Origin of the sequence: Gordonia otitidis (genome assembly GCF_020735545.1) — a bacterium.
Classification (GTDB): domain Bacteria; phylum Actinomycetota; class Actinomycetes; order Mycobacteriales; family Mycobacteriaceae; genus Gordonia; species Gordonia otitidis.
This window is the reverse complement of the sequence record NZ_CP085974.1, coordinates 4,257,478-4,282,918: the sequence shown is the minus strand read 5'-3', so window position 1 is coordinate 4,282,918 and position 25,441 is coordinate 4,257,478. Positions and strand designations below refer to the sequence as shown.

At 65.2% G+C, this 25,441-nt stretch carries 17 protein-coding genes; 4 read left to right on the top strand and 13 right to left on the bottom strand.

Annotated features, from left to right (window positions below):
- Nucleotides 1-52 precede the first annotated feature (52 nt).
- Nucleotides 53-2,818: a glycogen debranching protein GlgX gene (gene glgX / locus LK459_RS19605; RefSeq protein WP_227920186.1), complete on the top strand. Its 2,766-nt coding sequence runs from the start codon at nucleotides 53-55 to the stop codon at nucleotides 2,816-2,818.
- Nucleotides 2,815-5,172, top strand: a complete 2,358-nt coding sequence (treY, locus tag LK459_RS19600) for a malto-oligosyltrehalose synthase (RefSeq protein ID WP_227920184.1) — start codon at nucleotides 2,815-2,817, stop codon at nucleotides 5,170-5,172. Before glgX ends, treY begins: the two co-directional genes overlap by 4 nt.
- A 15-nt stretch (nucleotides 5,173-5,187) precedes the next feature.
- Here the strand turns inward: treY and LK459_RS19595 are convergent, their stop codons facing one another.
- From LK459_RS19595 to LK459_RS19555, 9 genes are all read right to left on the bottom strand, one after another.
- Nucleotides 5,188-6,138, bottom strand: a complete 951-nt coding sequence (locus LK459_RS19595; RefSeq protein WP_227920182.1) for a hypothetical protein — start codon at nucleotides 6,136-6,138, stop codon at nucleotides 5,188-5,190.
- 83 nt (nucleotides 6,139-6,221) lie between these two features.
- A complete protein-coding gene (locus LK459_RS19590) occupies nucleotides 6,222-7,394 on the bottom strand; it encodes an MCE family protein (protein ID WP_227920181.1) in 1,173 nt (390 codons plus the stop codon).
- Entirely contained in the window at nucleotides 7,382-8,593 is a 1,212-nt protein-coding gene (locus LK459_RS19585; RefSeq protein WP_227920179.1) for an MlaD family protein, read from the bottom strand. Before LK459_RS19585 ends, LK459_RS19590 begins: the two co-directional genes overlap by 13 nt.
- Nucleotides 8,590-9,723, bottom strand: a complete 1,134-nt coding sequence (locus LK459_RS19580) for an MCE family protein (protein ID WP_227920177.1) — start codon at nucleotides 9,721-9,723, stop codon at nucleotides 8,590-8,592. The genes LK459_RS19585 and LK459_RS19580 overlap by 4 nt, the downstream gene beginning before the upstream one ends.
- Nucleotides 9,717-10,697: an MCE family protein gene (locus LK459_RS19575; protein ID WP_227923893.1), complete on the bottom strand. Its 981-nt coding sequence runs from the start codon at nucleotides 10,695-10,697 to the stop codon at nucleotides 9,717-9,719. The genes LK459_RS19580 and LK459_RS19575 overlap by 7 nt, the downstream gene beginning before the upstream one ends.
- Nucleotides 10,698-10,705: 8 nt before the next feature.
- A complete protein-coding gene (locus LK459_RS19570; RefSeq protein WP_227920175.1) occupies nucleotides 10,706-11,740 on the bottom strand; it encodes an MCE family protein in 1,035 nt (344 codons plus the stop codon).
- Complete coding sequence (locus LK459_RS19565; RefSeq protein WP_227920174.1) at nucleotides 11,737-13,068, bottom strand: MlaD family protein; 1,332 nt, start codon at nucleotides 13,066-13,068, stop codon at nucleotides 11,737-11,739. Before LK459_RS19565 ends, LK459_RS19570 begins: the two co-directional genes overlap by 4 nt.
- A 10-nt stretch (nucleotides 13,069-13,078) precedes the next feature.
- A complete protein-coding gene (locus LK459_RS19560; RefSeq protein ID WP_007238502.1) occupies nucleotides 13,079-13,945 on the bottom strand; it encodes an MlaE family ABC transporter permease in 867 nt (288 codons plus the stop codon).
- 1 nt (nucleotide 13,946) lies between these two features.
- A complete protein-coding gene (locus LK459_RS19555; RefSeq protein WP_227920172.1) occupies nucleotides 13,947-14,816 on the bottom strand; it encodes an MlaE family ABC transporter permease in 870 nt (289 codons plus the stop codon).
- A 348-nt stretch (nucleotides 14,817-15,164) separates the two neighbouring features.
- On the opposite strand from LK459_RS19555, the gene treZ reads away from it, so the two are divergent.
- On the top strand, nucleotides 15,165-17,069 hold the full coding sequence (gene treZ / locus LK459_RS19550; protein WP_322590795.1) for a malto-oligosyltrehalose trehalohydrolase: 1,905 nt from the start codon (nucleotides 15,165-15,167) through the stop codon (nucleotides 17,067-17,069).
- Nucleotides 17,070-17,096: 27 nt separating this feature from the next.
- Here treZ and ilvA read toward each other — a convergent pair whose 3' ends face one another.
- Nucleotides 17,097-18,509 (bottom strand): threonine ammonia-lyase IlvA, encoded by a 1,413-nt coding sequence (ilvA, locus tag LK459_RS19545; protein ID WP_227920170.1) that lies wholly within the window; start codon nucleotides 18,507-18,509, stop codon nucleotides 17,097-17,099.
- Nucleotides 18,510-18,689: 180 nt separating this feature from the next.
- Between ilvA and LK459_RS19540 the strand changes: the two genes are divergently transcribed.
- On the top strand, nucleotides 18,690-19,664 hold the full coding sequence (locus tag LK459_RS19540) for an SMP-30/gluconolactonase/LRE family protein (RefSeq protein WP_227920169.1): 975 nt from the start codon (nucleotides 18,690-18,692) through the stop codon (nucleotides 19,662-19,664).
- On the opposite strand, the gene LK459_RS19535 is transcribed toward LK459_RS19540, so the two are convergent.
- The 3 genes from LK459_RS19535 to dnaE all read right to left on the bottom strand — a co-directional run bounded on the left by LK459_RS19535 (nucleotide 19,625) and on the right by dnaE (nucleotide 25,265).
- On the bottom strand, nucleotides 19,625-19,903 hold the full coding sequence (locus LK459_RS19535) for a hypothetical protein (RefSeq protein ID WP_227920167.1): 279 nt from the start codon (nucleotides 19,901-19,903) through the stop codon (nucleotides 19,625-19,627). The genes LK459_RS19540 and LK459_RS19535 overlap by 40 nt on opposite strands.
- Before the next feature lie 120 nt (nucleotides 19,904-20,023).
- Nucleotides 20,024-21,700 (bottom strand): NAD-binding protein, encoded by a 1,677-nt coding sequence (locus LK459_RS19530; protein ID WP_227920165.1) that lies wholly within the window; start codon nucleotides 21,698-21,700, stop codon nucleotides 20,024-20,026.
- Nucleotides 21,701-21,722: 22 nt separating this feature from the next.
- Nucleotides 21,723-25,265: a DNA polymerase III subunit alpha gene (dnaE, locus tag LK459_RS19525; protein ID WP_007238509.1), complete on the bottom strand. Its 3,543-nt coding sequence runs from the start codon at nucleotides 25,263-25,265 to the stop codon at nucleotides 21,723-21,725.
- Nucleotides 25,266-25,441: the final 176 nt, after the last annotated feature.

Genomic DNA, 25,441 nt, shown 5'->3' with positions numbered 1-25,441 from the left:
AAGACAGCCCGCATCGCCGCTAGGGTCAACACATGACTGCGAAAAGGTGGGCATGACGGTTCCGCCGAGCGACGACGCCAGCAACGAAACCGCGTCGCGCGACACATCTGCCACAGCGGCCACACCGCCTCACGAGCCCGCCCCCGGTGTCGATGCGCACAGTGTGGGACGAAGCGCCGATTCGACGACGGCGGCGCCGCCGAGCCAATCGTCCGGTCCGACAGCCGGGTCGCTGCCCCCCGATTCCGAGGAGCAGGCCGACGCTCTCGTGATTCCCGAACCGGAACCGATTCCCGTCTGGCCCGGCACCCCATACCCACTCGGCGCGACGTATGACGGTGTGGGAACCAACTTCTCACTGTTCTCCGAGGTGGCCGAGGCAGTGGACCTGTGCCTGATCGATCGTGACGGGCACGAACGCCGCATCCGCCTCGACGAGGTCGACGGTTATTGCTGGCATTGTTATCTGCCGAACATCGGGCCCGGGCAGTTCTACGGCTACCGCATCCACGGCCCCTACGAGCCGGTGAACGGGCTGCGCTGCGATCCGTCCAAGCTGCTGCTCGACCCGTACGGCAAAGCGTTCCACGGCGACTTCGACGGAGATCCGTCGCTGTTCTCGTACGCGATGGCAGCACCCGAATCGGAGGAGCCTGCGGACTCCGATGAGGCCGCACACGATGAGTCCCGTGCCGACACCCCCGCCGCCGACGCTCCCCCGGTCGTCCCGGCCGAACAGTCGTTGCGCGCCACCGGTGATCCGTCGTCGGACGATTACGAGACCTCCTCGACCACCGTCGCGCGCGCCCACAATCCCGCTTCGGCAGCGGCGGACCCACAGGCCGACGTCGACGCCTCGGCATCGAACGGTGCCGACACCGAATCCGAGGCCGGGGGCGCCGTCGGAGACGCGTCGGTCGACACCGAGGAAGCCGCCGAGGAAGCCGCAGAACCCGCGGTGGTGACAGAACCTGATGAGACGGCCGACGCCGTCGTCGAGGACGCCGACACCGAGACCCTCGAGAAGCCGGACGACGACGACACCGAATCGTCGCCGTCCATGCCGCAACTCGATTCACTCGGCCACACGATGCTCTCCGTGGTCATCAACCCGTACTTCGACTGGCAACACGATCGCTCTCCGCGACGGCCGTACCACCAGACGGTGATCTACGAGGCACATGTGAAGGGCATGACCGCCACCCACCCCGACATCCCGGAGTCGCTGCGCGGCACCTACGCGGGCCTCGCCCACCCGGTGATCATCGAACACCTCAAGGCGCTCGGCATCACCGCGATCGAACTCATGCCGGTGCACCAGTTCATGCAGGACTTCGTGTTGCGCGACAAAGGGTTACGCAACTACTGGGGTTACAACACGTTCGGGTTCTTCGCCCCTCATCTCGAGTATGCGTCGAACCCGGACCAACCGGCCGGCGCAGTGACCGAATTCAAGGCGATGGTCCGCGAGTTCCACAACGCAGGCATCGAGGTGATCCTCGACGTGGTGTACAACCACACCGCGGAGGGCAATCATCTCGGGCCGACCATCTGCTTCCGCGGTATCGACAACGGCGCCTACTACCGTCTCGTCGACGGGCAGCCCGAGATGTACATGGACTACACCGGAACCGGCAACAGCCTCAACGGACGCCACCCACACACGCTGCAGTTGATCATGGATTCACTGCGGTACTGGGTGCTCGAGATGCACGTCGACGGATTCCGGTTCGATCTCGCCTCGACGCTGGCCCGCGAACTCCACGACGTCGACCGGCTGTCCGCGTTCTTCGATCTGGTGCAGCAGGATCCGGTCGTGAGTCAGGTCAAACTCATCGCCGAGCCGTGGGACATCGGTGAGGGCGGATATCAGGTCGGCAACTTTCCTCCGCTGTGGACCGAGTGGAACGGCAAGTACCGCGACACCGTTCGCGACTACTGGCGCGGCGAGCCCGCGACACTCGGCGAGTTCGCCTCACGCCTGACCGGTTCGTCTGATCTGTACGAATCCACGGGCCGTCGACCGTCGGCGAGCATCAACTTCGTCATCGCACACGACGGTTTCACGTTGCGGGACCTGGTGTCCTACAACGAGAAACACAACATGGCCAACGGCGAGGACAACCGCGACGGCGAGAGCCACAACAGGTCGTGGAACTGCGGCGTGGAGGGTCCGACCGACGATCCCGAGGTCAACGAACTGCGCGCGCGCCAACAGCGCAACATCCTCGCCACGATGTTCCTGTCCCAGGGCACGCCGATGCTCGCGCATGGCGACGAGATCGGCCGCACCCAGCAGGGCAACAACAACGTGTACTGCCAGGATTCGCCGCTCTCGTGGATGGATTGGTCCCTGGCGGACAAGAACTCCGATCTGTTGGAGTTCACCCGCAAGGCCATCGAGCTGCGTGCCAAACATCCGGTGTTCCAGCGTCGACGCTTCTTCGCGGGAAAGCCGATCCGGTGGGGGCAGGACATGCTCGACATCGTCTGGCTGACCCCGTCCGGTGAGGCGATGACGACAGCCGACTGGGACAGCGGATTCGGCAAGAGCCTCGCGGTCTTCCTCAACGGCAACGGCATTGCCGAGAAGGACGAACGCGGCGAGGTGATCTCCGACGACAGTTTCATGATCTGTTTCAACGCCCACTACGAGGACATCGACTTCACGCTGGCGTCCGAGCGACTCGGCAACGAATGGGAGGGCGTGCTCGACACCAGACACCCGCAGGGCGACTCCGACATCGAGTCCGCGCCGTGCGGCAGCAGTGTCACGATCGGTGCGCGTTCACTCCTCGTCCTCCGTAAGTTGACATGACGACAAGCGATCGCCGTCACCCGATCGCGACCTACCGGGTACAACTGACACCGGATTTCGGCTTCGCCGACACTGTCGGCATTCTCGATCACCTCGTGGCGCTGGGCGTCAGCCACCTCTACCTGTCACCCATCGGCACCGCCATGCCGGGCTCGAGACACGGCTACGACTGGGTGCCGCCGCCTCAGGTGGCCCCGACGCTCGGCGGCATCGACGGCCTCCGTGCGCTGCGAGCCGCCGCGACCGAACGCGGACTGGGCATCGTCATCGACATCGTGCCCAATCACACGGGCGTGGCGGAGGTCCTGCGCAATCCGTGGTTCGCCGACCTCTTGCGACGCGGCCCCGGGTCGCGTCACGCCTCGTACTTCGACGTCGACTTCTCATCGGAGAACGGCTGTGCCGGGAAGATCGCCATTCCAGTCGTGGCCTCCGACGGCGATCTGTCGCCGCTGACCGTCGACTCGCACGGCATATTGCGCTACTACGACCACGAATTCCCCACGGCCCCGGGAACGCTCGGCGGTACTGCACAGGATGTGCATGCGCGCCAACACTATCGACTCGTGCCGTGGGACAGCGGACTCATCGGCTATCGTCGTTTCTTCACCGTCAACGAGCTCGCGGGGCTGCGACAGGAAGACGAGCAGGTCTACCGCGCGACGCACTCGTGGATCAACGAACTCCTCGACGAGGAACTCATCGACGGGGTGCGCGTCGACCACCCCGACGGGCTGTGGCAGCCGATGGCCTACCTCGACGACCTGCGGAACGACCTCGGGTCCGAGTCACTGCTCTACATCGAGAAGATCCTCGCCGCCGACGAACCGCTCGAACCGACACTCCCGGTCGACGGCACGACCGGCTATGACCAGATGCGGATCATCGACGCCGTCTTCACCGCACCGTCGGGTGTCGTCGAACTCGACGAAATCCATCTGCGGGTCACCGGGCAACCCGGGGATTCCCACTGGCTGCACGCACAGGAGCGTGAACGGAAGCTGGCGACGTTGCACGCGAAGTTCGCGGCCGAACACCGCCGACTCGTCCGCGCGATCACCCATTCGGACCCGAGCGCAGACGCCGCCGGGGTGGCCGAGGCGACGGCCGAACTGATCGCCGGACTGCCCGTCTACCGCGCCGACTACCCGTCGCTGCGCCCGCTCTTGATCGAGACCGCGGCCGAGATATCCCTTCGCCGGCCCGATCTGGCCGCGGCCGTCGACACGATCATCAGTGCGACCGCACACCCGGGAGCCGCGAGCTCACGTCTCGCCCAGACCGGCGGCGCCGTAACCGCGAAGAGCGTCGAGGACAGTCTCTTCTACCGGACGGCGCGGCTGGTCTCGTCGCTCGAGGTGGGCAGCGATCCGGCCGACCCCACGCTGAGCCTACAGAACTTCCACGCACACAACGAGATTCGCGCTGCGCAGTGGCCGCGGGCGATGACCGCGACGAGCACACACGACACGAAACGCAGCGAAGACGTGCGTGCTCGCGTCGCGCTGATCGCACAGGTGCCGGAACGGTGGTCGCTCCTCGTCGACGAACTGTGGTCGAACTGGCCCCCACCCGACGATCTGACCGGCTACTTCCTGTTGCAGAACATCGTCGGTGTCTGGCCGGTCGGCGACCCGCCCGGCACCGGTGTGGTGACCGATCAGCTCCGGCAACGCCTCTACGACTACGCACGCAAGGCCACGAGGGAGGCCGAGCTGCACACGTCGTGGACCGACGTGAACTCGGAGTTCGAGTCACAGGTCGATACCTGGATCGACGAGATCACCACCGGCGCCGCAGCCGAATCGATATCGCGTTTCGTGTCGAGGATCGCCTCGGCGTGGGAGCAGGAGGCCTTGGCGCGCAAGGCGATCGCGTTGCTCGGACCCGGTGTTCCCGACATCTACCAGGGCACCGAATGGTGGGACGACTCGCTCGTCGATCCCGACAACCGACGCCCCGTGGACTTCGACCGCTCGCTTGATCACCCCAAGGCCAGACTCGTCCGGGCCGCGCTCGGCGTGCGTGCGTCGCTGCCCACCGCGTTCGAGCCTGGTAGCAGCTATCTTCCGCTCTACGCCGACGGACCCGGAGCCGACCACGCCATCGCGTTCGGGCGCGGCGTCGGCGATGTCGCCGACGTGATCGTCGTGACCGCTCGCTTCACCCACAGCCTCATCGGGGACGCGGCGCTCACCTTCCTCGACCTGCCGACGGGGACGTGGCGTGACGTGCTGACGGGTGCCACCTACCGCGACGTCACCGACCTCGGTGAACTGCGCGCCACCAATCCGGTCGCGATACTCGTGCGCTCGACCGCCGACACCCCAACCACCCGGCCGACGAGAGCGTGATCGGCTGCTCGCGGCTCACCCGCCGGGCGCAGGGGTCGGGGCAGCGGGTGTCGGGGCAGCGGGAGTAGGGGCCGGAGCCGGGTTCGCAGCCCCGCCCTGCGTGTCGGCGGCGGGCCCGTTCGTACCCTGCTGCTGACCCAGTCCTGCTTGTGCGCCACTGAGTTTGGACACTTTCCAGGAACCGTCTTCCTTCATCAGGTCCAGCCAGACGAGCATCAGTTCCTTGCCGCCGCTCGGTGCGATCGTGCTCGTGCCTGACACCTCGACCAAAACGGCCGTCGAGGCGCGGTCAGTGTCGAAGGACTCGACGGACACGGATTTCACGGTCGGGGTGGCCTTGACGTTGAGGTCACGCAGCGCCTTGGTGCCGTCGGTCTGTTCGCGCTCGAGGTTCGTGCGGAATTCGCCGGTGCTCAGCGGGCCAAGCAGGGTCTTCATGTCGCCGACCGCGTCCGAGTTCATCGTGCTGACGAGCTTGACGGTGAACACCGACGACGCCGCCTTGGCGTCGTCGAACGCCGCCAACCGCTGCTGATCGCGGTGATAGCCCCACCCGAGCAACCCCACGGCGACGATCAGTGCCACGACCACCAGGCCCGCGAGCACCCTGAGGACTCCGCCGGTGCTGATCGTGAACGACACCTCACGAGATGCTCTGCGCTCCTTCGCGGCAGGGGCGCGGTCGGCCTCCTCCCGTGCCGCCGACGCCCCATCGGAGGTGGAGTCGTCACGCCCATCGTCGACGCCTTCGGATTTTCCGGTCCGATCCACATCCCCGGTCGAACGTGCGGCCGCGCGAGCGCTCTTCGTCCGGGGCTTGCGCGTCGAGGCATCCCTCGACGCCACCGTCTCGGTGCTGCCCGGACTCGAGCCGTCTGCAGTTACCCCTTCTGGAGTCGGGCTGCCGTCAGCGGCGGTGGCGGACGCTTCGGTGTTGTTGTCGGCTGTCATGTGTTCCCAGTTCATTGTGCTCACCTGCCATCGGCGGCAGGCGCGATGTGCGACGTCACGCACTGGCTCGACAGAGGATCGGGCCGGTGCGGATCGCCCTAACCCAGCGGTACCGTTCGCGCGTTGGGGTCTGCTCCGAGGGCGGGCCCCGCGGTGTCATCCCCGGGGGGTCGGGGCGCGTTGGCCGAGCCGCGGATCTGCTGGTTCTTGTCTTCGGTGACACAGTACAGATTGGTGGGAATCACCGTTTCGAGTACCTTCGTCGGCCTGATCGGGGTCACCGCGTAGTTGCAGTAAGGCCTCGGGAAGATGGCCGCCATCACCCACCACGCGCCGTCGTGGAACATGTCCTTACTGGTGTAGGAGGCGTCGCGGATCGACGGCAACGATGTCGCCAGTGCCGGTGCCCGCAGCGCACCCTGGCGCGCGATGTCTGCGACCTGTTGGAGCACGCCGGTCAGCGGATCCCGGATCTGGCTCAGCGAGCCGCTCAGGCTGGTGAACTGTGCGGGCGCTTTGCCGAGCAGGGTGTTGAGCTCGGCGTTCGCGGCGACCGCGGAATTGATCACCGCGCTCGCACCCGACACCGTGGTCCCGAAATCGGGTTGGATGTTCGCTGTGGTGGCGAGAATCGTCCCGGTCTGTTGGATGAGTTTCGTGGTCTCGGGCAGGACGCGACGCAGGTCCGCGAAGATCGTGCCCGCGGCGTCGAAGAACGTGCGGAGCTGATTGGCCTGACCCGCCTCGGGGGTGAGCGCGACGTCGAGACTCGACACGGTTGCACGCAACTTCACCGGGTCGATCTGGCTGATCACGTTCAGAGAGGACTCGAGCAGCGCCGGGAACGGAGCGGTGACGTGGGTCTGGTTCACCTCGATGGTGTCACCGTCGGTGAAATACGGCCCGCTGCTCGTCGACGGCGTGAAATCGACGTATTGTTCTCCAGCTGCCGACAATCCGAGCGCCGAGACCAGTGCGTTCCGGTTGATCCTGACGTCGTCGTCGATCGAGAGGTGCGCCTGCACCGACGTCGGTTGCACCTGTAGCGAATCGACCTCGCCGATCTTCACCCCTCGCAGGGTCACGCGCGAACTGTCCTGCAGTCCACCGGATATCGGGAAGTTGACGGTCAGGTGGTAGGTACCCTGCCACGGCCGCCAGCTGAGGGCCCCGAAACCGATGTAGGCCAACCCCAGCAACATCACGACCACGAGCCCGATGTTGCCGAACGTACTCGCGTGTTTGCGCAGCCAGCCCATCATCCGCAGCATCCCTTCGTACCGCTCAGTTGGGCGAGTATTCGTGTGAGCGTCTGCTGCAGCGATTGCCCACCGGACTCGAGATCTTGCAGTTCCGGCAGACGGCTCGCCGAGTCGAATCCGAATCCCGTTGTGAGCCAGTACAACTTGGCCGAACTCGCAACAGAGTTGCCCTGGATGGTCTTGGCGAACTTCGGTGTCAGCTCGTGCAGGTTGTCGGAGACGGGTCCGAGAATCGGTGGTACGTCACGTAGTTCGGCGGTGAGCGTTCTCAGATGCCCGATCAGCGACACGAGGCCGTCGGAATCGTTCCGGACGAAATCGTTGGTGGCATCGGTGACCTTGGTGGTCTTGTCGAGGGTCGACAGGATCAGACTCATCTGATCGTCCACCGTGTCGATGGCCGGCCCGAGCTTGTTGATCGCCGCCATGATCTGGGGGCGTCCCGCCGACAGGTCGGCGGTCAACCGGGACGTGTTTCGCAGTGAGCGGTCGACCTCGGCGGAATTGGTGTTCAGCCGTGTGATCGCCGTGGTGAACTCTTTGATCGCGCCCTGGAGATTGCCCGGGCTACTCGGGCCCCCTGCCACGGCCGCGCTGAGTTCGGTGACGATCTGTTGCAACGAACCGAGCGAGCCGCCGTCGACCACCGCCGCCGCGGAGACGAGGATGTCTTCGACCGTCGCCGCGGCCGACGTCGGTCCCGTCAACACCGCGCCGTCGGCAACCGACGGGCCCGATATGTTGGCGGGCGGCATGAGTGCCACGAAGACGTCGCCGAGTGGTGTCGCCTGGCGCAGTTCTGCTCCGGTCCCCACCGGGATCTGCGCGTCGCGGGCGACTTTCATCGTCACCACGGCGGTGTAGTCGTGCACGGTGATGTCGCTGACCTCGCCGACATCTGTTCCGTTCAGTTTGACCTTGGCCCTGCTCGGAAGATTCAGTGCGTTGTCGAAACGGGCGGTCAGCGTTTTGCCGTCACCCACGCCCCCGGGTGCGGGCAACGGCAGTTGTTCCACGGTCAGTCCGGGCATCGCGCCACAACCACAGAGGCCGACCGTCGCCGCGACCAGCAGAGCGAGGAGCGCGGGGACGGTACGCCTGCTGCCGCCGGCAACGCGTGGTCGGCGGATCGGCCCTGGGTACCGGGCGACGCGCGGACGCGGCGTCGGCAGTCGCGGAGGGCCCAACGTGATCGTGAACTGCCTCATTTGCTCATCTCCAGCAGACTCGAGAACACACCGAGATCCGGCCCGAAGTCCTTGAGTTGTCCCGTGCGACAACCGTTCTTCTGCAGGTTGATCGCCTGGCAGAACGCATTCAGCGCCTCACCGTCGAGCAGCGACTTGTCGAGCAGCACCTGGATCCGCCATGCGCGTTGCTCGGGCGACACGGTGTTGGCGAGGTTCTGGAACAGTAGCGGTGCCACGTCGATCGTCTCGACCACCTGTCGTGAATAGTCGTTCAGATTGTTCACCAGGGCGCTCAGCCTTCCGGTCGAGTCACTGATGGTCGTCGAGTTGTTCTTCAGGAACTCCGAGGTGTTGAGCAACGTCTGGTTGAGATCGTCGAGTGTGGCCGTCAGGCCCGGGGCCTGCTGGCCCAGCATCTGCGCCACCTGACTGATCGATGACGAGAACTGTGTCATCTTCGGGTAGTTGGCGGTCAGCGCACCCGTGATCTTCTGTGTGTTCTTGATGACCTGGGTCAGTTGATCGCCATTGCCCGCGAATACGTTGGTCGCGGAACCGAGTTGGTTGATGGCCTCTCGGATTCGTTCCCCGTTTCCCGTCGTCGTGCCCGAGGTGATGTCCACCAGGTCGGCGATCGGGCCCTGCCCGTCCTTGTCGGTACTCAACGACGTCACGAGTCGATCCACGGCGTCGAAGAGATCACCCACCGCCACCGGACTGCGGCCCTCGTTCTTCATAATCGCGCCGTCGGTGAGTTTCGGACCACCCGAATACGCCGGCGTGAGTTCGATGTGGCGGGTGGTGACGATGGAGGTGTTCACGATTGCAGGGGTCGCATCGACGGGAACTGGGACGTTCTTGTCGATCGTGAAGGTGACCTTGACGCGACTGCCCTGCTGCTGCACGGAGGTCACCTGTCCGACGGGCATTCCGAGGACGGCGACATCGTTGTCCTTGTACAGACCGGCGACGTTCGGGAAGAAGGCTGTCACCTCGATCTGGGAGCCGAAAGCCACCTTCCAACTCGCGGGAACGAGCGAGCATCCCGAGAGCAGTGCGACGACCATGATGGTCAGCGCGAGAACGATGGTCGGCCGACGCCACCGCGGGCCCGTGACCGTGTGTCGCCTGGTCCGCACGCTCAGCATCCGTCCACCACCCGGGCGGTGCACAACCAGTTGTCGGGGAACAGCCCCCACGGCAGGTAGCCCGTCGAATGCGGACCGTCGGCCATGATGTTGTTCAACATCCGCGAGGTGACCGGCAGGATCTGCAGGAGCTTGCGCAGGTTCTCCTGGTTCTTCTGCAAACCCTGGCTGATCGTGTCGAGATTGGCCATGATCGGCGCGAAGCTGTCCCGGTTCTCCGCGGCGACGGCTCGCGACTGATCGACCAGTGCCGCCACGCCGTCGAGGAGTTTGGTCACCAACGCCTCACGCGCGGCGATCTTCTGTGCGAGTTGACCACCCTGCCCGACGATGATCGCCAACTGTGTCTGCGTGTCGTTGACCACCGATGTCACGGTGTTCGTGTCGGCGAGCAACTGCGTGATCTGGTCCTTACGGTTGGTGACGATCTTCGACATCTCGACCAGCGAATCGATGGTCGGACGGGCAAGAGCCGGTGCGTCGGACAGCTGCGCGTTGAGTGAGGTGATGCTCTGCGCGAGCGCGGTGTCGTCGACGCCCGCGATCACGGGCGTCCCCACTTCGAGAGTCTTCTGCAGGTCGTAGGGCACGGCCGTCTTCGCAATCCGGCCGTCGGGCGCGGGCTGCGACGAATCACCCAGTGACACATCGACGTAGCGCTGTCCGAGTAACGTCGACATCTTGATCTCGGCGGCTCCGTTGGACGTGACGTCGACGTCGTTGTCGACCTTCATGGTGACCTTGACGTGATCACGCTGCAGCGACGTATCCGACACCTCACCGACATCGATGCCGGCGACGCGGACCTTGTCGCCCGGCCGGATACCACCTGCCTGCGCGAAATCGGCTGTGTAGGACTTCTTCCCGATGTGTGCCTGACCGATCCCGGTGACCACGAGAATGAGACCGACGATCACCACGGCACCGATCACGCCATACCACGTGCGTCGGTGACGGTTGAAGCCTCGCCGCATGCGCCCGCTCATCGGCATACCGGAGAGTGTTTGGTGCCGCCGATCTTGTTCAGAATCCCTGGCGGTAGGAGCACATTGCCGATCGAGATGTCGAGATCACACGCGTACACGTTCAGGTACGCCCCCTCCTGCATCGCCTTGGGTAGTAATGCGAGGAACTTCGGCAGATCGACCACTGTCCGATCGAGCGATGCTCCCGCAGCGATCAAGCCGTTCGTCGCGTATCTGGTGTTGTTCGCGGCGGCCGCGAGGTCGGTGCGCGACCGGCCGAGGACATCGGCGAATCCCGCCGCGGTACGCCCGACGTTGTCGACGGACCTGCCGAGGGCGGCCGAATTCGCGTTGAGCTTCTCGATGAGTGACGCGACGCTGGTGACCACACCGCTGAGCTGACGCTTCTGCACGGACAGGTCACGCATGACGCCGCTGAGGTTGTCGATGATGGCACCGATCACCACGTCGCGGTTGGCCATGTCCGAGGCGAGCTTGCCGATCTGGGCCACCGTCGTGTTCAGCGACACGGTGTCGCCCTGGAACGCCTGGACCAGCCCGTTCGACAGCGCGTTGACCTGTTCGGGCTGCAGGGTGTCGAATACCGGCTGGAAGCCGGCAAGCAACTTGGTCACGTCGAACGAATCCTGGGACGGCTGTTGCAGGGTCGAACCCGGCGCCAGCGGCGACTCCTTGGAATCGTCCTTGCGCGACAAGGCGAGATACCGCTGCCCGACCAGATTCTGATACCTGATCGCCGCCTGCGTCGTGGTGAACACCGGCTGATCCTGTTGCACCTCGAACGTCACCTTCGCGCGGCCATGGTCGAGGTCGATGGACTGCACGCGCCCGACGCGGACTCCTGCCATGCGGACGTCGTCACCTGCCAGGAGCCCCGACGCGTCGTTGAAATACGCCGAGAAGTCGCGTGTGGGACCGGACACGGAGCGTTCCAACGTCGAATAGATGACGTAGGTCAGCAGTAACGCGACGACCGCGAAAACGGTGAAGCCTATCAACGGCTTTCGGATCGAACCCTCGACAGCACTCATCGTCCTCCCCCCGTGCGGTTGTCCTGTGCGGGTTCGAGCGAGACCGACTGCACGAGCGGACCGAGCATCAGTGTGTCGGCGGCACGGGGCGCACGATCGAGCGCGGCTGTCAGTGTCGCGTTGTCGGCATCGGTGGTCACGGCCCCCGCGGCCGACGGCGTCGGATCAGTCTTCACATGAGTCGACGCCGGGGAGACGAGCAACGGACCCGAACTGGTCGGGCCGGTGCCGGTTCCCGGACCCACACACCCCGGTCCGCGCGCCTGTCCGTACGGCCCGCCGTTGTAGACCGGACAGTTGGCCCGCGTGTACTGGTTGAACGCCCCGAAGCTGAGTCCGATGTTGACCTGCACAAGCCCGTTGAGCCCGGTGAACACCGTCACGGCTCTGGCGGCCAGTTCATTCAGAGCGGTCAGGGCCTGCGGCAGTGCCTCGGGTTCGAGGGTTACCGCGCCGATAGTGGTGTCGAGGTCGGGAACCAGACGCTTGGCCACGTCTCCGTTACGCGCGAACAGCGCCTGTGCCTGGTCGACCGTGCTCGACGCCGCGGTCAGCAGGGCGGTCAAGTCGCGTTGGTGCGATGCGATGGTCATCGCCGGGATCACGCTGCGCCCCAACGTGTTCAACAGCTCCGGGGCCGATTGCGCCAGCCCGGTCACCGAATCGTTGAAGTTGTCGAACCCGGAAGGCGCACCGTCGGGGAACTGTGCGTTGATGCTCTCGAAATAGGTCTTGAGTTCGCCGGAGAACATCCCGAAGACGGCACCGCCGCCCCGGAGCGCATCCGCGATGGTGCCGAGCACCGTCGCCAGTTGCTCGGGAGGAACAGCGGTCAGCAGTGTCCTGAGATCGTTCTGCGCGTCCTGCAGTTTGATCGTGGCGAGGGATCTGTCGGCGGGAATGGTGGCTCCGTCGGAGATGTGTTCGGCTACGGGCTGACCGGGAGCGACGAGTTCGACCGAGTTCACGCCGAACAGATTCGACGGAACGGTCCGAGCGGTCACGTTCGCCGGAATACCCTCCGCCTGACCGGGATCGAGGTCGATGTCGACCACCTTGAGTTGTTTGCCGCCGGCTCCGGTCTCCGTCGACAACGCCATGGCCTTGACCTCACCCACGATCAGACCGTTGTAGCGCACGTCGGCACTGTCGACGAGACCATCGCCGATGTCCTCCATCTGCGCGCGCACCGGCACCACGGAATCGAACGCACCCTGATAGCGCATGAACAGCACGACGAACATGATGGCGAGGACGACGACGAAGATCAGGCCGCGCAGAACGTACTGGCGCAGTGAGGGATTGCGCCCATCGGTGGCGACGTTCATCGGTCCCCCCTCATCCGGATATCCGAACGCCGGACGACATGCCCCAGAAGACGAGCGTCATGATCAGGTTCGCGAACACGATGACGATGATCGCGAGGCGGATCGCGTGGCCTGCCGCGACCCCGACGCCCTCGGGTCCACCCGAGGCGAAGTAGCCGTAGTAGCACTGGATGAACGTGGTCAGCAGCACGAACACGATCACCTTGACGAAGGAGAACAGCACATCCTGCGAACGGATGAACGAGTCGAAATACGAGAGGTAGTCGCCTGCGCCCTTGCCGCTCTGAAGCTGGAACATGACCTGACAGGCAATGTAATTCGCGGCAAGCGATACCGCGTAGAGCGGAACGATCGCGATCACGGCGGCGAGCATGCGGGTGGTGACCAGATAGGGCATTGGCCGGATAGCGATCGATTCGAGCGCGTCGATCTCCTCGCTGATCCGCATCGATCCCAGCTGTGCGGTGAACCGGCAACCCGATTGCGCGGTGAAGGCAGTCGCTGCCAGCAGCGGGCCGATCTCGCGAGTGGTCGCGAACGCGGAGAGTCCGCCGGTCACAGGCGCCATACCCAGCAGATTCAACGCGGTGTAGCCCTCGATGCCCACCGTCGCCCCGCCCATGATGCCGAGGATCAGCATGACCCCGACCGTCCCGCCGCCGACGACGATCGCACCGTTACCCCAGGCGACGTCGGAGAGCAGGCGCCACACCTCCTTGCGGTAGTGGACGAATGTCAGCGGCACTGCGCCGATCGATCTGACCAGGAAGGTGACCAGATGTCCCATCTGCGCCAACGCATCACGTGGCGCGGTGACGATGACCTTGCCCGCGCCCAGCGGACGCAGGACGGGCGGCACATACCGGGATGCGGTCACCTCACACCACCTTCGTCGGAACGAGGAGAGTGAACATCTGCGTGAGGATGACGTTCACCGTGAACAACAGAAGCACCGAATTGACCACCGCCGCATTGACCGAATTGGCCACACCCGCCGGACCGCCTTTGGTCGACAGCCCTCGATCGCAGGCGACGATGGCGACGATGGCGCCGAAGATGACCGATTTGATCAGAGCGAACGACAGGTCGGAGACAGAGGCGAAGGAAGCGAACGTTCCCGTGTAGCTGCCCGGGGTCCCACCCTGGAAGTACACGTTGAACACGTAGCCGGTGATGAAGCCGACGAAGCACACGAAGCCGCACAGCAGGAAACTCACGACCATCGTCGCGAGGAGTCGGGGCGAGATCAGTCGTTCGATCGGATTGACACCCATCACCCGCATGGCGTCGATCTCGTCGCGGATGGTGCGCGAGCCCAGGTCGGCGGCGATGGCCGAACCGACGGCACCGGCGAGGAGCAGAGAGGTCACCAGTGGTGCGCCCTGCCGGATGACGCCGAGGCCGGTGGCCGCGCCGGAAAACGACGTGGCGCCGATCTGACCGGCGATGTTACTGACCTGGATCGAGACGATGACGCCGATCGGGATGGCCACGAGCAGCGTGGGCAACACGGACGTGCTGGCCATGAAGGCGCACTGTCGAATGAACTCGGCGAACGGGAACCGTCGCTTGACGATGTCGACGATCAGGGTTCGGAATACCTCGACGAACAGGCCGAGTTGGCGGCCGAACGTGTCGAACGACGCCACCACGTGCTCGCGGAACCACACGGCCAGCCCATTGTGCCGGGACCTGATCGTCACGTTCTGTTCTGGCGTCTCACTCGGCCGCGCCGTGGTCTCACTCATGACCGGCTCCCGATGACAACCACCCCTGCCCGTGTCGTACGCGCCCTTCCAGGCGCCAACCTGCCGACGGTCACGTCATCGTCGGCACAACGCCAACACACTTCCGTCTCGCTCCAGCCACTTATCTAACTGCGCGGTAATATACATCGCCGCATGCATCTCGTGTGCGATGGGTCACATGGTGGCGAGTCGGCGCCACATCGTGTCCCGTTCTACGGTTGGGCCATGCAGACCAGCCCCGGATCGCGCGGCCCGTGCAACGCAGACACCATAACGACAGGCGCGCGGGAGCCGGAGGAAAACGTTCACACCGGTGCACCATCGAGACGTTTCGAACCGCCCCGTCTCATGGCCGACGTCCGAGTGTGGGCTCCCACTGCGCGCTCGGTCATTCTCGTGACCGACTCCCCAGACGACCCCGACACAGAACACTCGGAAGCCACCGAGAAGACGGAAACCACTGACACCACTGAGACCACCGGCGGAATCCCGATGATCCGGGTCAACGACGCGCCAGGGTGGTGGATGGTCGACGCCACAACGATCGAGGAAGCACCGGAGACCACCGGGCTCGGCGGCGCCTCCGCGGCGACGCGCCGATACGGTTTCCGGATCCTCGCAGACGATGCCGGTACGCAGACGCAGTCCGGCGCGTTGTCGGACACCGCCGACGCGCCGGTGCGGCCGGACCCGCGTTCGGTTCGCCAGCCCGACGGGGTGCACGGTCTGTCGGCGCTCCACACCGTGGACGGCTCGGTCTGGACGGACGACGAGTGGCAGGGCCGTTCGGTATCGGGCGCGGTCATCTACGAACTGCACATCGGTACGTTCACCCCCGAGGGCACTCTCGACACCGCGATCACCAGACTCGACCACCTCGTCGAACTCGGAGTCGACTTCGTCGAACTGATGCCGGTCAATGCCTTCAACGGAGACGTCGGCTGGGGATACGACGGCGTCGACTGGTACGCGGTCCAGGAGTCCTACGGCGGCCCCGACGCGCTCGCCCGATTCGTCGACGCATGCCACTCCCGCGGGCTCGGTGTCGTTCTCGACGTCGTCTACAACCATCTCGGGCCGTCGGGAAACTACCTGCCAGATTTCGGTCCCTATCTCAGCGACGGCGCGACATCGTGGGGAGCGGGACTCAATCTCGCGGGCCCCGATTCGGACACCGTCCGCGACTACATCGTCGAGAACGCACTGCGCTGGTTTCGTGACTTCCACGTCGACGCACTACGCCTCGACGCGGTTCACGCCCTCAACGACCACCGCGCGGTACACATCCTCGAAGAGCTCGCGACCGAAACCGACGCACTCGCAGCCGAACTCGGCAGACCGCTCTCACTTATCGCCGAGAGCGACCTCAACGACCCGCGGCTGATCACCTCGCGCGATCGTGGCGGGTACGGACTGACCGCGCAGTGGGACGACGACATCCATCACGCCATCCACACGCTCGTGTCCGGCGAACGTCAGGGTTATTACGCCGACTTCGGCAGCTATGCCGCCCTGGCAAAGGTGCTGCGCGGTGGCTTCTTTCACGACGGCACGTATTCGTCATTCCGTCGCCGCCATCACGGTAGACCGATACCGACCGACGAGATCCCCGCCTCCGCCCTGCTCGCCTACACCTGTAACCACGATCAGATCGGCAACCGCGCCATCGGCGACCGCCCGTCGGCGTACCTCGACCCGGGACAACTGGCCATCAAGGCGGCCCTGGTGTTGCTGTCCCCCTTCACGCCGATGCTGTTCATGGGCGAGGAGTGGGCGGCGAGTACCCCGTTCCAGTTCTTCACCTCGCATCCCGAACCCGAACTCGGCCGCGCCACCGCCGAAGGGCGCAAGGCGGAGTTCGCCGAACACGGATGGGACAGCGCGGAGATCCCCGATCCGCAGTCGCCACAGACATTCGCCGACTCGAAGCTCGATTGGAGCGAACCCGCCAGCGGCACGCACGCACGGGTGCTCGAGTTCTACCGCGCTCTCGTCGCACTGCGGAAGTCGGTCGACGACTTCGCCGATCCGTCGTTCGACTCAGTCGACGTCACCTACGACGAGGAGGCAGGGTGGTTTGCGATGCATCGCGGCGACCACACCGTGCTGGTCATCATCGGAGCCGACGCCGTCGACGTGCCCATCCGGATCGATCCCGCGCTGAGCTGGACCGACGTCGCAGTAACAGAGTCGGGCGTGCGCAGCCCGGGCCACAACGTGGTGATCGGGCGGCGACTGCCGGGACCCGAGTGATGGTCGACCGCTACGGGCCCCGCCGGCTCAGGTCAGATAGTTGTACGCCGACGACCCCGGCTCGAGCCGTTCACAGTTGAGCCGTGTGTGCGACATCCGCTCCATGAGCTCACCGAGCCCCTCCGGCGCGCCGAGCTCGATACCGACGAGGGCGGCACCGGTCTCGCGGTTGTTGCGTTTGACGTATTCGAACAGCGTGATGTCGTCGTCGGGGCCGAGGACCTCGTCGAGGAAACGACGCAGCGCGCCCGGCTCCTGCGGAAAGTCGACGAGGAAGTAGTGCTTGAGTCCTTTGTGGACGAGTGATCGCTCGATGATCTCGTTGTACCGCGACACGTCGTTGTTGCCGCCCGAGATCAGGCAGACCACGTCGGCATCTGCGGGCAGCGCCAGTCGCGACAGGCCGGTGACCGCCAGCGCACCCGCAGGCTCGGCGATGATCCCCTCGTTCTGATAGAGATCGAGCATCGTCGAACAGATTGCGCCCTCGTCGACGTGCGTGATGTGCGTGGTACCCGGGGTCACGACGAGCGGATCGTCGACGGAGAGCACCGGTGCGTGCGACGATCCACCTTGCTTCGCGACCTGCCGGCGCACCTCGGGATGATCGGCAACGGTCGCCCCCATCGACGCGAGCACCCGGTGGCCGAGTGCGCCGATGCGCTTGACCGCGGCACCGTCGACGAAGGGATCGATCTGCTCGAGCGTGACCGGTCCGCCCGCCACCAGTGCCGCCGACAGCGACGCCGCGCCGTGTGGTTCGACGCCGATGATGGCGACGTCGTCGGATCTCGACCGGAGATAGGTCGCGATGCCCGCGAGACAACCGCCCCCGCCGACCGGGAGGACGACGACGTCGGGCACTCTGCCGAGTTGCTCGACGATCTCGACAGCGCTGGTGCCCTGTCCCGCTGCGGTACGCGGATCGTCGAAGGCGTGAATCCAGGCGGCACCGGTGCGCATCACATCGTCCTGCGCAGCGGCCGCGGCGGCGTCGTAGGTGTCGCCGACCGCGAGGAGCTCGACGAAATCACCGCCGTGCCAACGAATACGGTCACGTTTCTGCTTGGGTGTCGTGGTCGGGACGTAGATACGTCCCGGAACCCCCATCGTTCGGCAGGCATACGCGACGCCCTGGGCGTGGTTGCCGGCACTCGCGGCGACGACGCCTGCCGCGAGCTCGTCGTCGGAGAGCAGCGACATGGTGTTGTAGGCACCACGGATCTTGTAGGACCGAACCGTCTGCAGGTCTTCACGCTTGACGTGGACCCGGCTTCCGTACTCCGCGGAGATCCGCGGAACCGCTTCCAGCGGGGTGCGTGTCACCGCGGGCGAAATCCGCTCGACCGCCGCCTGGATCGCGTCGGCGGAGAGCTCCTGCTCCTGCGACGTGGCCTGCGAATTGTCGACTCCGAGGTGTTGCGTACTCACGCAGTCCATGGTCTCACCTCCCGAAATCCCTCGTCGGGCGACCCGACGCACGTAGCATCAGTGACGCCAACCCCATTTCGTCGCACCCCGTTCGAGCAACAGGTCGAGCAGCAGTGTCGGCAGTACCGTCGTCCAGCATCGAGGCGGCATCGGACACTCATGCGACGTCAGACACCGTAGGAGGTCGGCATGTTCCGACACCTCGTTCGAAGGACCACCGCACTCTCCGCCTGCGCCATCGCCGCCGCGTCGGTGATCGCGACCACCAGCGTGGGTTCCGGCCCAGCCGACGCCGCGCCTGCCTGCGCGGGCGGCGCCGCACCGGCACGGCTCGTCGGAACGGTACCCGGGGCCGCGTTGGAGGGGTTGACGGTCGATGCGAGCGGCCGGCTCTACACCACCGACCTGGTCAGCGGACGTGTGTTCCGCCTCGATCGACCCGGCGCGGGCGCTGTGCCGGTCGCGAAGGTGCCCTCCGGCGGTGCGGGCGCCCTGGCCTGGACGCCGGACGGCACACTGCTGGTCGGTTACGGCTCCGATCCCAGAGTTCTTCTCGGTGACGCCATCCGTCCAGGCGCGATCGCGCGCCTCGACGTCAACACTCTCGCGCTGCGTCCCTGGGTGAGCGGACTCTCGGCAGCCGACGGGATGGACGTGTCCGCTCGTGGGAATGTGTACGCCACCAACGACTTCGGAAACCTGGTCGGCAAGATCACACCCACCGGTACCGTGACGCCGGGCTGGGCGTCGATACGCAGTGCCAACGGTGCGGTCCTCGACCGCGACGACGGCTTCCTGTACGTGTCGCGCACGTTCACCGATCCAGGCGTCAGCCGCATCTCGACCAGCAACCCGCGCGTCGTGCAGAGTCTGCTCACGCTCGGCGGCGGCGATGCTCTCGCGGCACCGGACGGCTTGACGCTCGACGCCGCGGATCGTCCGGTGGTGCCGTTCAATGCGAGCGGACAAATCGTGCGGATCACCTCGCCGGGACGCTACTGCGTGCTCACGAGCGGGCTACCGCTGTCGAGCGTGGTGTCGTATGGCCGATCGGCCCGTGGTTTCTCGGCCGGACACCTCTACCGCGCGGGCTTCGACGGACGGATCTACGAGATCCCGAGCGGCTACTCCGCCGGGTCGGTTGCGGCGTTCCCCGGCCGCTGACCGCGTGTGAGACTCGCGGAGGCGAACCACACCGCAACGCCCGTCGCGGCCGACGACCATGCGGTGATCTCGGGTGACCGGGTCACGAGGAGGACGACGAGCGCCGCGACGGTGGCGGCCACCACCGCGTACACCTTGTGGACGGGCCAGTTGACCCCGGCGATCTCGATCGTGTGTGCGTCATCAGCCGCGCGTCCGCGACCCCGCTGGGAGCCGTCGGACTCGATCAGGACTGTCATCGGACACCTCATTCGCTCGACCTATGACACGAGTATAGACACATCGGTGAGAAAATGTTCGGCGGGCCGAAACTTTGGATTCGTGAGTGCTTCGACCAGGTATTTCTTCGGTGTTCGAGGTCAGCGGCCGTCGCGCAGGGTGTCGAAGAGTTCGTGGTAGGGGCCCACGAGATAGACCGTGTCGTCGGCGGCCAGCCGATCGTCGCGTCGGGGGTGAACGATGGTGGTTCCACCCCGCACGATCGCGATGATGCGGGTTCTCGTCGGTAGTTCCTCCATGGCCAGGCCATCGAGCGCGCTTCGCTCACGGATGAACAGCCCGCCGACCATGAACGATCGCTGGCCCACCGAGAACGTGGAGATCACCTGTAGTCCCAGTGCCGCGCCGATGAACCAGGGTGCGGCGAGCTCGACGGTCGAGCGGACGTTCTGAAAACCGAACCGATGGGCGACAGCAGAACCGAGCGCGTGGTCGTAGACACGCATCACCACAGGCACGCCGGGTCTACCCTGCGCGCGCGTCCACCGGCGGCCGAGCAGTTCGCGCAGGATGATGCCGGTCTCGATGTTGACCATGTCGTCGTGGGTCAGCACCGCGACTGCACGTGCTCGTTCGATACCGGCGTCGGAGAGTGTTCGACGCAACGTCGCGTCGCCGAAGACGACCGGGATGTCGAGTTCCGCGGCCGCATCGAGATAGCGGTTGTCGTCGTTGCGCTCGATCACGGCGACGTCGTATCCCAAAGCCGTGAGGTCGTTCGCCACGCGGATGCCGAACGAACCGAGTCCCACCACGACGACGTGCCCGGAGAACTCGCGAACCCTGCGACGGCCCGCTGAGGCCGAGAGTCGTTGCGAAAGCAGAAGATCGGCGATGAACGCCATGAGGATGGCGGTCGTCGTGATGCCGGCGAACATCAGCGCTATGGAGAACAGCCGTAACCAGGTCGGCTGCCCGACGAAACTGAAATCGCCATATCCGACCGTCGCGATCGTCTCGGTGGAGAAGTACAGGGCATCGACGAAGCTCATGCCCGGTCGGTGATAGGTGAAGCGCAACAGCACGGTCGCCCCGAGCAGCAGGGCGAGCGACACCCCGAGAGCCCGGAACAGGTTGGGGTTGACGTCGTCGCGAAAAGCCCGGAGCCCGCCGAGAACTCGCCGCGGTAACGGTCGATGGTGCCTGCGGCGCCCGCTCGGCGCGTCGCGATCGACGATGATGTGCTGCTCGGCGAGCTGGCCGGGTGTGCCGATCATCGTCACCCAATCGCCCTCGTCGACGTCGAGGTCGCGGCCGGGTGACGGGACGACCTCGCCCGGCGCGGAACTGTTCTCGCCACGCAACACTGCCACGGGGGCGAGATCGCCGTAGAGCTCGCGCAGGGTCGCGGCCCGTGGTGCATATGCGCCGGAGACCACGAACTCGTTGTCCGCGACAGCAATCGGATGCGTCGTCCTACCAAGGCACGCCTCGACCACGGACGGTGCCGCGAGTTCGGCGACGTCGAGGACGGCACCCGGACCGTTGCCGAGAGCCACCGCGTCGCGGAGCACCGCGTTCGAGAGGTTGGCCACCACGCGCACCGTTCCGCTGAGGCGCCTGGTGAGCAGAGCGATCTTCAGGTTGACCGCATCATCGGAACCCGGACACACCACGGCGGCGGCATCCTCGACGTCGAGATGGGCGAGCTCGGCCGGGTCGTGCAGCGGCACGATGATCGCCCCCGCGCTGCGGAGCTCGTCGCTGATGCGCTCGGTGAGGGCGTCATCGCCGTGCACGATGAAGTGGCCGGGCATTGATGGAGCGTACCCGCGCGGGTCAGCTCAGGCAGCTCGGTCCGAGCAGCGCCTTCAAGTCCCCCATGAGTGCCGAACTAGGTGTCACACGCAACGCCTCGGTCAACTTGAGCACCGTCGAGCGTTCGTCGCTGACCAGGGTCACGTGTACGTCTGCCGGACCCGGATGTCGGGTCAGTACCTGTTTGAGAGCCTGAACACGATCAGGGGTGCACGCCCGCGCCGCCAGGGTCAGCGCCACCGGCTTCGTCGCGCCGGCAGCGTTGAGGTCGGGAACGGCGAGATCGTTGGCGCTGATCATCATCGAATCGTCACGCATGTTGACCCGTGCCTTCACCAGGACGATGTTGTCGGCGACGATGTCCATCCCGTAGGTCTGGAACGCCCGGGGGAAGAAGTAGACCTCGACACCACCGACCATGTCCTCGAGCGTGACCGCCGCCCACGGCTCACCCTTCTTGTTCACCCTCCGCGTCACCGACGAGATGATGCCGCCGATGGTGATCTGCGCACCGTCGGAGATGTTGCCCTCGAGCAGCTGCGTGATCGAGGTGTCGGTCTGGGCCGCGATTGCGTGCTCGACGCCGCTGAGCGGGTGCCCGGAGACGTAGAGTCCCAGCATCTCTCGTTCGAGTGCGAGTTTGTGCTTGGAATCCCACTCCTGATCGGGCACCTTGACCGCGAACACCTCGGCCATCGTGTCGTCGGCTCCGCCGGCGTCGCCGAAGAGGTCGAACTGACCGATCGCCTCGGCCTTCTTGGTGCCGATGACCGACTCGACCGCCTCGACGTGGATCAGGAACAGTCCCTTGCGCGGATGGTCGAGCGAGTCGAAAGCGCCTGCCTTGACCAAAGATTCGGTGACCTTTTTGTTGCAGGCCGTGACGTCGATCTTGTTCAGGTAGTCGGAGAAGCTCGTGAACTTCCCCTTCTCCTCGCGCGCGGCGAGGATCGAGGACACCACGCCAGAACCGACGTTGCGGATTGCGGCGAGACCGAAGCGGATGTCGGCGCCGACCGCGGCGAAGTTGTGCTGCGACTCGTTGACGTCGGGTGGGAGGACGGTGATGCCGAGTTTGCGGCAGTCGGCGAGGTAGATGGCCGCCTTGTCCTTGTCGTCGCCGACGGAGGTGAGCAGACCTGCCATGTACTCGGCCGGATAGTTGGCCTTGAGGTAGGCGGTCCAGAAGGAGACGAGACCGTAGCCCGCCGCGTGCGACTTGTTGAACGCGTAGCCGGCGAACGGGAGCACCGTGTCCCACAACGCGGTGATCGCGCCTTGGGAGAACCCGTTGTTGCGCATCCCCTCGGCGAAACCGTCGTAGGCCTCGTCGAGGATCTCCTTCTTCTTCTTACCCATTGCGCGACGCAACAGATCTGCCTGTCCGAGGGAGTACCCGGCGACCTTCTGCGCGATCTGCATGATCTGCTCTTGGTAGACGATCAGACCGTAGGTCTCGGCGAGGATCTCCTTGAGTGGTTCCTCGAGTTCGGGGTGGATCGGCTTGATGTCCTGCAGGCCGTTCTTGCGCTTGGCGTAGTCGGTGTGCGCGTTGACACCCATCGGCCCGGGTCGGTAGAGCGCGAGCACCGCGACGATGTCCTCGAAACCGGTGGGCTGCATCATCTTCAGCAGTTCACGCATGGCCGCGCCGTCGAGCTGGAACACGCCGAGAGTGTCGCCCTTGGCGAGCAGCTCGTAGGTCTTCTCGTCTTCGAGAGGCAGGGTGTCGAGGTCGAGGTCGATGCCGCGGTTGAGGGTGATGTTCTCGAGCGCGTCGCCGATGACGGTCAGGTTGCGCAGACCGAGGAAGTCCATCTTCAACAGGCCGATGGCCTCACACGACGGGTAATCCCATCCGGTGATGATCGCGCCGTCCTGTGCGCGCTTCCACACCGGGATGGCGTCGGTCAGCGGCTCCGACGACATGATCACCGCGCAGGCATGCACGCCCGCATTGCGGATCAGTCCCTCGAGCCCGAGAGCGGTGTCGTAGATCTTCTTGACGTCGGGGTCGGTCTCGATCAGTGTGCGGACCTCGGTGGCCTCGCCGAACCGTTCGTGCTCGGGGTTGGTGATGCCCCAGACGGGGATGTCCTTCGCCATGATCGGCGGGGGCAGCGCCTTGGTGATCCGGTCGGCGATGGCGAACCCCGGCTGCCCGAACTGGACTCGCGCGGAGTCCTTGATGGCGGCCTTCGTCTTGATGGTGCCGAAGGTGATCACCTGGGCGACCTTGTCGCTCCCCCATCGTTCCGTGGCGTAGCGCACCATCTCACCGCGACGGCGGTCGTCGAAGTCGATGTCGATATCGGGCATCGACACACGCTCGGGGTTGAGGAATCGCTCGAACAGGAGTCCGTGCGGGATCGGGTCGATGTTGGTGATCCCGAGCGCCCACGCCACCAACGAGCCTGCGGCCGAACCACGACCGGGTCCGACGCGGATCCCCACCTCGTGTGCGTGCTTGATGAGGTCGCCGACCACGAGGAAGTACGCGGGGAAACCCATCTGGATGATGACGTCGAGTTCGTAGTTGGCCCGTCGCTGGTAGTCCTCGGGCACCTCGGTGCCGGGGAAACGCCGCTCGGACAAGCCCTTGGCGACCTCCTTACGGAGCCACGTCTGCTGCGATTCTCCCTCCGGGACGGGAAAGATCGGCATCCGGTCGCGATGGGTGAAGACATCGGCGTAGGACTGCACCCGCTCGCCGATCTCCAGAGTGTTGTCACAGGCGCCGGGGACGATCGAATCCCATTGGGCGCGCATCTCGTCGGCCGACTTCAGGTAGTAGCCGTCGCCGTCGAACTTGAAGCGGGTCGGGTCGGAGAGCGTCTTTCCGGTCTGCACACACAGCAGCGCCTCGTGGCTCGAGGCGTGGTCTTTGGTCACGTAGTGGCAGTCGTTGGTGACGATCGGCTTGATGCCGAGTCGACGGCCGATGTCGAGCAATCCGTCACGGACTCGACGCTCGATCTCGAGACCGTGCTCCATCAACTCGAGGTAGAAATTCTCCTTGCCGAAGATCTCCTGCCACTTGGCTGCGGCTTCGAGCGCCTCACGCTCGTGCCCGAGCCGCAGGCGGGTCTGCACCTCACCCGACGGGCAGCCGGTGGTCGCGATGATTCCTTCTGCGTGTTCGGCGATGACCTCGGCATCCATGCGGGCCCACTTGCCCAGCTGTCCCTCGATGGATGCGAGCGAGGAGAGCTTGAACAGATTGCGCAGCCCGGTGGCGTTCTCTGCCACCATCGTCATGTGCGTGTACGCGCCCGAACCCGAGACGTCGTCGTCCTTCTGGTCGCGGGTACCCCACTGGATGCGCTTGGTGTTGAACCGCGACTCCGGGGCGATGTACGCCTCGATGCCGATGATCGGCTTGATCTCGTTCTTGATCGCAGTGTTGTAGAACTCGCTGGCACCGAACATGTTGCCGTGGTCGGTCATACCGATCGCGGTCATCCCCAGCCGCTTGGCCTCCGCGAACAGAGGTGACACCTTGGCGGCACCGTCGAGCATCGAGTACTCGGTGTGGTTGTGCAGGTGGACAAACGAACCGGCCACGGATGCCTCTCACCTCGAACGAACGTCACGTGTCGACGTCGTGTGTGCTTGTGTGCTTGTGATCGCTGTGTGCGTGTGATCGCTGTGTGCGTTCACTGCGTCTTGATCGATCCCAACCACTGTAGGACTCTGCTCTGACACGGAGCCCGACGCCGCGCCAGGGTGTGACAGATGAG